Here is a 1587-nt window from a genome sequence, read left to right as displayed (position 1 = left end):
GGAGCCTGTCCGAATTTCTGTGTAACGTCCTATCCTGTCTAACTATCGGGCATCGATGGGGATGCGGCCTGGGAAGAAGATTTCCAGGGCGTTGAGGGCCTGTTTCCAGCCCTGGACGCCGGCGCCTTCGACGAGGCGCGGTGGTGCGGTGCGGGTGTTGGCGGGCTTGCCTGATTCGGCGGCGCGTTGCCGGGCGCGCTTGTCCTCGATGTCGGCGATGGCCAGCCAGATCAGCTTGATCACGGCGTCGTCGGTCGGGAAGTGCCCGCGGTTTTTGATGATCTTTCGGATCTGGTAGTTGAACGATTCGATCGCGTTGGTGGTGTAGATGATTTTCCTGATCTCGGGTGGGAACGCGAGGAAGGGGATGAACCTGTCCCAGGCACGTTCCCAGACGGCGACCGCGGCGGGGTAGCGCTTGCCGAGAGGGCTGTCGGCGAAGGCGAGCAGGGCGGTCTCGGCGGCCTCCACCGTTGGGGCGGTGTAAATGTCCTTGAGCGCGGCGGCCATCGCCCGGCGATCCTTGTAGGACACGAACTTCATCGCCGCGCGGATCAGGTGCACGACACACGTCTGGACCGTGGTGTGGGGCCACACGGCCTCGATCGCCTCGGGCAGGCCGGTGAGCCCGTCGCAGCAGGCGATGAGCACATCCCTGACGCCGCGGTTACGCAGCTCGGTGCACACCTGCATCCAAAACTTCGCGCCCTCGCTCTGCTGCACCCAGATACCCAGCACATGCTTGACGCCCTCGGTGTTGACCCCGACGACGAGGTAGCAGGCCTTGTTGCGCACCTGCCCACCGTCACGCACCTTCACCATGAGCGCGTCGACGTAGACGATCGGGTACACCTCGTCCAGGGGCCGGTGCTGCCAGGCCTTGACCTCGTCGAGGACCTCGTCGGTGATGGTGGAGATGGTGTCCGGGCCGACCTCGGTGCCGTAGACGCGGTGCAGGTGATGCGAGATGTCCCGCACCGTCATCCCACCGGCATACAAGCTGATGATCACATCCGACAGGCCGCCGAGACGGCGGGCGTTCTTCGGCACCAGCATCGGGGTGAACGTGCCCGCCCGGTCTCGAGGGATCTTCACCTCGACCGGCCCGACCTCGGTCTGCACCGTCTTGGCCGTCGCCCCGTTACGCGAGTTACCCGATCCCCGCCCGGTCGATTCGTGCGCACGGTAGCCCAGGTGCTCGGTCAACTCGGCCTGCAACCCCCGTTCAAGAACCGCTTTCACCAACTCGGACAGGAACCCACCCGGCCCGGTCAACCGCAGCCCGTCGCCCTTGATCTGAGCCAGCAACGCATCCAGCCCCTGCTTGTCGATCAGATCGTCGACCGCCCGCCGGGCCGCCACCCGCGCAGCCTGCTCATCCAGCACCGGCTCGGACAGCGGCAGCCGCGGCCCGTCCGTGGCGACCCGCTCGGCCAACGCCGCGACCTCAGACTCGACGTCAACCGGAGTGTCGTACTGCTCTACCGAAGAGAGAACCATCAAACTATTCCTATCTGTGCCGACCGGCTCCTACCGGTCATAACGGATATCCATTGACATCCGTTACACAGATCTCCCTACAGGCCC

At 65.0% G+C, this 1587-nt stretch carries 1 protein-coding gene; it reads right to left on the bottom strand.

All coding sequences use genetic code 11. The features are described 5' to 3' along the window. Nucleotides 1-42: 42 nt before the first annotated feature. Entirely contained in the window at nt 43-1500 is a 1458-nt protein-coding gene (locus tag ACNAW0_RS30340) for an IS256 family transposase (protein ID WP_416291472.1), read from the bottom strand. Between the last annotated feature and the right edge of the window lie 87 nt (nt 1501-1587).

Source organism: Micromonospora sp. SL1-18, assembly GCF_047921505.1.
In the GTDB taxonomy this organism is placed as follows: Bacteria; Actinomycetota; Actinomycetes; order Mycobacteriales; family Micromonosporaceae; genus Micromonospora.
Note: the sequence above shows the minus strand (reverse complement) of the source record. Positions and strands in the feature narration are given on the sequence as shown.

Coding starts and splice junctions, on each gene's coding strand:
- ACNAW0_RS30340 (WP_416291472.1), bottom strand. CDS start 1,500: ATGGTTCTCTCTTCGGTAGAGCAGTACGACACTCCGGTTGACGTCGAG.